We start from the raw sequence: 4,641 nt of genomic DNA on the forward strand, positions 1-4,641 counted from the left end.
CCCTCTTCAGCGGACCGCCACGCCCTCGTCAGCCAGAACCCCGGCCCCGAAACCCCACCACACCACGGGACTTACCCGACCGCGCGCCGACGGCGGACGGGACTTGGCGGCGTAGTAGGACGAAGGCGCGATCGCGGCGCTGGTCTCGGCCAGTGCGTCGCAGATCGGCTGGACACCGTGCTCGTCCTTGTGGCGGTCGAGGAACTCGACCTTCATCGCTGTGGACGGTCCAGCTCCGCGATGCGAAGAAAGCCGACGCCTGCTTCAAAATCGTGTTCCCCCGCCGTAGCTCGCGGTTCTCCTTCTCCAGCTGCGCCAGACGGGCGTCGCGATCGGCGGACACCGACGAAGCGTCCTGGCCCTCAGCCTGGGCCTTACGCACCCAGGTCCTAAGTGCTTCGCGGTGCACGCCGAGCTGTTGGGCTACCCGCACGATCGCGCCATGCGCGCGATCGGGGTCGGCCAAGGCTTCCAGCGCCATCCGCGTCGCTCGTTCACGAAGCTCATCCGGGTACTTGCGAGGTGCTCCCATAGTCTTGATGATCCCTTCCCGGGTAATCGATGTCTCCATCAAACCCGGGGCGATTCAATCCGTGACCTTCCGCTGGACGTGGTCTCGCAGGCGCCCCGCCATCCCGCACTCGGCGCAGGTCGGGTCGAGTGTGACCGGGGCGCAGAACAGGTGCGTGAGCTCGTCAGCTACAGCGGCGTCGGTGATGGTCACCCCGAGCTCGACGGTGCGGCAGATGGTGTCGGCAAGCAGGCTGGCGGTAGCGTTCAAAGCGGGTCCTGGGGATGCGAAGTGCTGGTGTAGGAACTTGCATCTTCCCACGCCCCAGGACCCCTACATCTTGTGCCTCACCGCATCACCGGCGAACCCCAGCTACGCACTCCGGATCCGGAAGAGCCGGTTAAGGTGACCCTCCGGCTCGGGCGTGCTCGAGCCGTGGTTAGTGAATCGGTCAAGCGACGGAACCTTGGGCCCATATTCGTCACCGTTTGGCGCTATGAACGCCCGCCAACGTCGCGGCAGCAGCGCCCACCGGATTGCTACGCGCCTTGTCATGACCCGCTTTGGGGGTAAGTGCGATCTTTATTGTGGGCGACGTTGTCTCGGGATGCGACCAACTGAACATCAGCTGCGTAATCTGGAGCCATGCACCTTCTCGTCACCGGGGGCGCCGGGTTTATTGGCGCAAACTTCGTCCATCTAACTCGACGTACTCGCCCAGACGTTTCGATCACAGTCGTCGATTCAATGACGTATGCGGCAAACCGCGACTCGCTAGCGGGCCTTGATGCTGTCCGGATAGTTGAAGTCGATGTATCGGAATTGGCCGTCGTCGACCCTCTGGTTGCCGAAGCTGATGTGGTAGTTCACTTTGCGGCCGAATCGCATAACGACAATTCACTTGACTCTCCGTGGCCGTTCCTGCGCTCGAATATCATGGGAACGTTTTCAGTACTCGAAGCGTGCCGGAAGCACGGCACTCGGCTGCACCACATATCCACAGACGAAGTCTATGGAGACTTAGATCTGGACGATCCCTCAAAGTTCGACGAATTTACTCCGTACAACCCATCGAGTCCGTACTCGGCGAGTAAGGCTTCCTCGGACCTTCTTGTTCGCGCCTGGGTCCGATCCTTCGGCGTACGGGCGACCATCTCCAATTGTTCTAATAACTATGGTCCGTATCAGCACGTCGAAAAGTTCATCCCTCGTCAAATTACTGAGGTTCTAGAGGGGCGTCGTCCGAAGCTATACGGGGCCGGGCTCAATGTCCGTGATTGGATCCATGTGGACGACCACAACTCGGCTGTGTGGTCGATTCTTGACAGGGGGGAGATGGGGCGGACGTACCTGATCGGCGCGGACGGTGAAGTTAACAATCTGACGGTAGTTCAAACAATATTGAAACTGATGGGCCGCGATCCCAATGGGTTCGACCACGTGTCTGATCGGCCGGGCCACGATCTCCGCTACGCGATCGATTCATCAACACTGCGTCGCGAGCTTGGATGGAAGCCGGATTTTGTTGACTTTGAGGCTGGGCTACAAGCGACAATCGATTGGTTCACGCATAATCGGGGCTGGTGGCAACCTCAGAAGGCTGCCGTTGAGGCCAAATATGCAAGGACCCAGGAGGTAATAAAGTGATTGAGGAGCTCGGCATTGCTGGGTCTTTCGTCTACACGCCCCGACAGTTCGGCGATGACAGGGGGACATTCCTCGAGTGGTTCAAGGCTGAAGTTTTTGATGAGATAGTCGGTCACCCGTTAAATCTCAGGCAGGCGAACTTGAGTGTGTCGTCTGCCGGAGTTCTGCGTGGGATTCACTTCGCGGACACCCCGCCCGGACAAGCTAAGTATGTAGCTTGTCCCCGGGGGGCAATATTGGACGTCGTGGTCGACCTCCGTGTGGGCTCTCCGTCCTTCGGCCACTGGGAGTCTGTCGTTCTGGACGATGTCGATCGTAGATGTCTCTATCTGTCAGAGGGGCTGGGACATGCGTTTCTGTCGTTGGAAGACAACTCCACTGTCGTCTACCTATGTAGTTCCGAGTATTCCCCGGGTCGCGAGCATGGAATAAGTCCACTTGATGAGCAGATCGGTATTTCCTGGCCGACTACTGGACGGAGCGGACAGACTCTGAGTTATCAGCTTTCGTCGAAAGATGCGGACGCGCCCAGCTTGAAGTCCGCTCTTCAGTCTGGCTTGCTGCCAGATCTTGAGGGCGTTAGCCGGTATGTCCAATCTTTATCGGAATGACAGGACGGGCACTATGAAGGGCATAATTCTCGCTGGCGGGTCCGGTACGCGCCTGCATCCGATTACCTTGGGTACCAGTAAGCAAATGGTCCCTGTTTATGACAAGCCGATGGTGTATTACCCACTAAGCACGCTAATGCTTGCCGGAATCCGAGACATTCTAGTCATATCTACCCCCCAAGACCTCCCGGGTTTCCAACGGTTGCTAGGCGACGGTTCGCAATTCGGGGTGGCCATCTCGTATAAGGGGCAGCCGTCCCCGGATGGTCTGGCGCAGGCGTTCACGCTCGGGGCCGATCACATTGGTCTGGACAAAGTCGCATTAGTGCTTGGTGACAACATATTCTATGGGCCCGGCATGGGTTCACAACTGCGCCGATACACTGACGTAGACGGAGGGGCCGTTTTTGCCTACTGGGTTGCCGAGCCCCAATCCTATGGGGTCGTGGAATTCGATGCCCACGGGCGGGCTATCTCCTTGGAGGAGAAACCAACGAAGCCTAAGTCAAACTATGCGGTGCCTGGTCTCTACTTTTACGATAATGATGTGGTGGAGATCGCTCGAGGCTTGCAGCCTTCCGCTCGCGGGGAATATGAAATTACCGACGTCAACAAACGCTATCTCGCGGAGGGTAAGCTGCAGGTAGAGGTGCTCCCGAGAGGCACCGCTTGGTTGGACACTGGTACGCATGACTCTTTACTGGACGCAGGAAATTTCGTCCGAACGATTGAGGCACGGCAAGGATTGAAAGTCGGCGCACCAGAGGAAATAGCCTGGCGCATGGGGTTCTTGGACGACCGTGAGTTGCACGAGAGAGCTGAGAAGTTAATGAAGTCTGGATACGGGGCGTACCTCTTGGATATCCTAGAGCGTGAATCCAAGTGATTGCAGTCGCTGGTGGTTCAGGTCAGGTGGGGCGTTGGTTGGCGGAGTTGGGAGGGCCTGAGGTCGTTGCGCTAACGTCGTCCGAACTCGACGTCACAGACGGCGAAGCGGCGTCTGCAATCTTGAAGGACTTGGCGCCCAAGTGGGTAATTAATTGTGCAGCGCACACCGCGGTGGACGCCGCTGAGGCGGAGCCCGAACTTGCGGCGGCAATCAATAGCCAAGGGGCAGAGAATCTCGCGCGGGCGGCATCTTCGGCTGGCGCGAAATTTATCCAGGTGTCCACGGACTATGTGTTTGGCGAGTCAAACATCCTAAGTGAACCGCTCGTTGAGAATCATCTTCGTGCTCCAATGTCGGTCTACGGGAAAACAAAGAGCGAAGGCGAGGACGCGGTCCGAGCGGTTTGTGAAGACTCAACAATCATCCGGACAGCGTGGGTATACAGCGGACCGGGTCGGAGTCGCCTCGGGCTGCCAGGTAGCGACTTCGTGACCACAATGATGGCGTTAGAGAGTTCGCGCGACACGCTGACCGTTGTAAACGATCAGTACGGGTCACCGACTTTTGCGCACGATCTCGCCGTGGGGTTGCTGCAGCTAGTTAAGACGGGGGCTGGCGTTGGCTCAACAATGCACGCTGCGGGTGGTGGGCGTGCCACGTGGTTCGAGTTGGCACGCGCCGTCTTTGAGGAGTCAGACGCAGACCCAGAACGGATAAGGCCCTGTACGACGAAAGACTTCCCGCGGCCGGCACCGCGTCCTGCCTATTCGGTGCTTTCTTCGCAGGCCTGGCGGTGCGCTGGACTCCCTCCGCTGAGGAACTGGCGCGAGGCACTTAGCGCAGCGATGGCAACACGGTAGTTCTTCGAGAGGCTCTCGCCGAGCTACGTCTCGCCTTAAGGCCGAGGTGGTTCTCGCTCGCACGGTATTGAACCGCACTGGCTCCGTCGGAGGGTGTTGCTGAATCAAGCGGCCTGAGGTTCG

5 protein-coding genes and 2 pseudogenes are annotated in these 4,641 nt (G+C 58.7%); 4 read left to right on the forward strand and 3 right to left on the reverse strand.

The window, feature by feature from the left end:
- Positions 1–6: 6 nt before the first annotated feature.
- The 3 genes and pseudogenes from NR111_RS17975 to NR111_RS17980 form a co-directional block, all read right to left on the reverse strand.
- Positions 7–216, reverse strand: a complete 210-nt coding sequence (locus NR111_RS17975; protein ID WP_256821596.1) for a hypothetical protein — start codon at positions 214–216, stop codon at positions 7–9.
- 73 nt (positions 217–289) lie between these two features.
- A pseudogene (locus NR111_RS18860) lies at positions 290–571 on the reverse strand (transposase); the annotation flags it as partial.
- Between the two features lie 18 nt (positions 572–589).
- A pseudogene (locus NR111_RS17980) lies at positions 590–781 on the reverse strand (ISL3 family transposase); the annotation flags it as partial.
- A gap of 375 nt (positions 782–1,156) precedes the next feature.
- Between NR111_RS17980 and rfbB the strand changes: the two are divergent.
- Genes rfbB through rfbD form a run of 4 tightly spaced genes read left to right on the forward strand, consistent with a single transcriptional unit; the run spans position 1,157 to position 4,518 of the window.
- Positions 1,157–2,158, forward strand: a complete 1,002-nt coding sequence (gene rfbB, locus NR111_RS17985) for a dTDP-glucose 4,6-dehydratase (protein ID WP_256821598.1) — start codon at positions 1,157–1,159, stop codon at positions 2,156–2,158.
- The gene (locus tag NR111_RS17990) at positions 2,155–2,769 is read left to right on the forward strand and encodes a dTDP-4-dehydrorhamnose 3,5-epimerase (protein WP_256821599.1); all 615 of its coding nucleotides are present in this window, start codon (positions 2,155–2,157) and stop codon (positions 2,767–2,769) included. Before rfbB ends, NR111_RS17990 begins: the two co-directional genes overlap by 4 nt.
- A 13-nt stretch (positions 2,770–2,782) precedes the next feature.
- Positions 2,783–3,655: a glucose-1-phosphate thymidylyltransferase RfbA gene (rfbA, locus tag NR111_RS17995; protein ID WP_256821600.1), complete on the forward strand. Its 873-nt coding sequence runs from the start codon at positions 2,783–2,785 to the stop codon at positions 3,653–3,655.
- Entirely contained in the window at positions 3,652–4,518 is an 867-nt protein-coding gene (gene rfbD, locus NR111_RS18000) for a dTDP-4-dehydrorhamnose reductase (protein ID WP_256821601.1), read from the forward strand. The genes rfbA and rfbD overlap by 4 nt, the downstream gene beginning before the upstream one ends.
- Positions 4,519–4,641 lie beyond the last annotated feature (123 nt).

Source organism: Dietzia sp. Die43 (genome assembly GCF_024519835.1).
Classification (GTDB): Bacteria; Actinomycetota; Actinomycetes; order Mycobacteriales; family Mycobacteriaceae; genus Dietzia; species Dietzia kunjamensis.

Bases quoted from the DNA above. Each gene is read 5' to 3' on its own strand.
- NR111_RS17975 (WP_256821596.1), bottom strand. From the start codon at position 216: ATGAAGGTCGAGTTCCTCGACCGCCACAAGGACGAGCACGGTGTCCAG.
- rfbB (WP_256821598.1), top strand. From the start codon at position 1,157: ATGCACCTTCTCGTCACCGGGGGCGCCGGGTTTATTGGCGCAAACTTC.
- rfbA (WP_256821600.1), top strand. From the start codon at position 2,783: ATGAAGGGCATAATTCTCGCTGGCGGGTCCGGTACGCGCCTGCATCCG.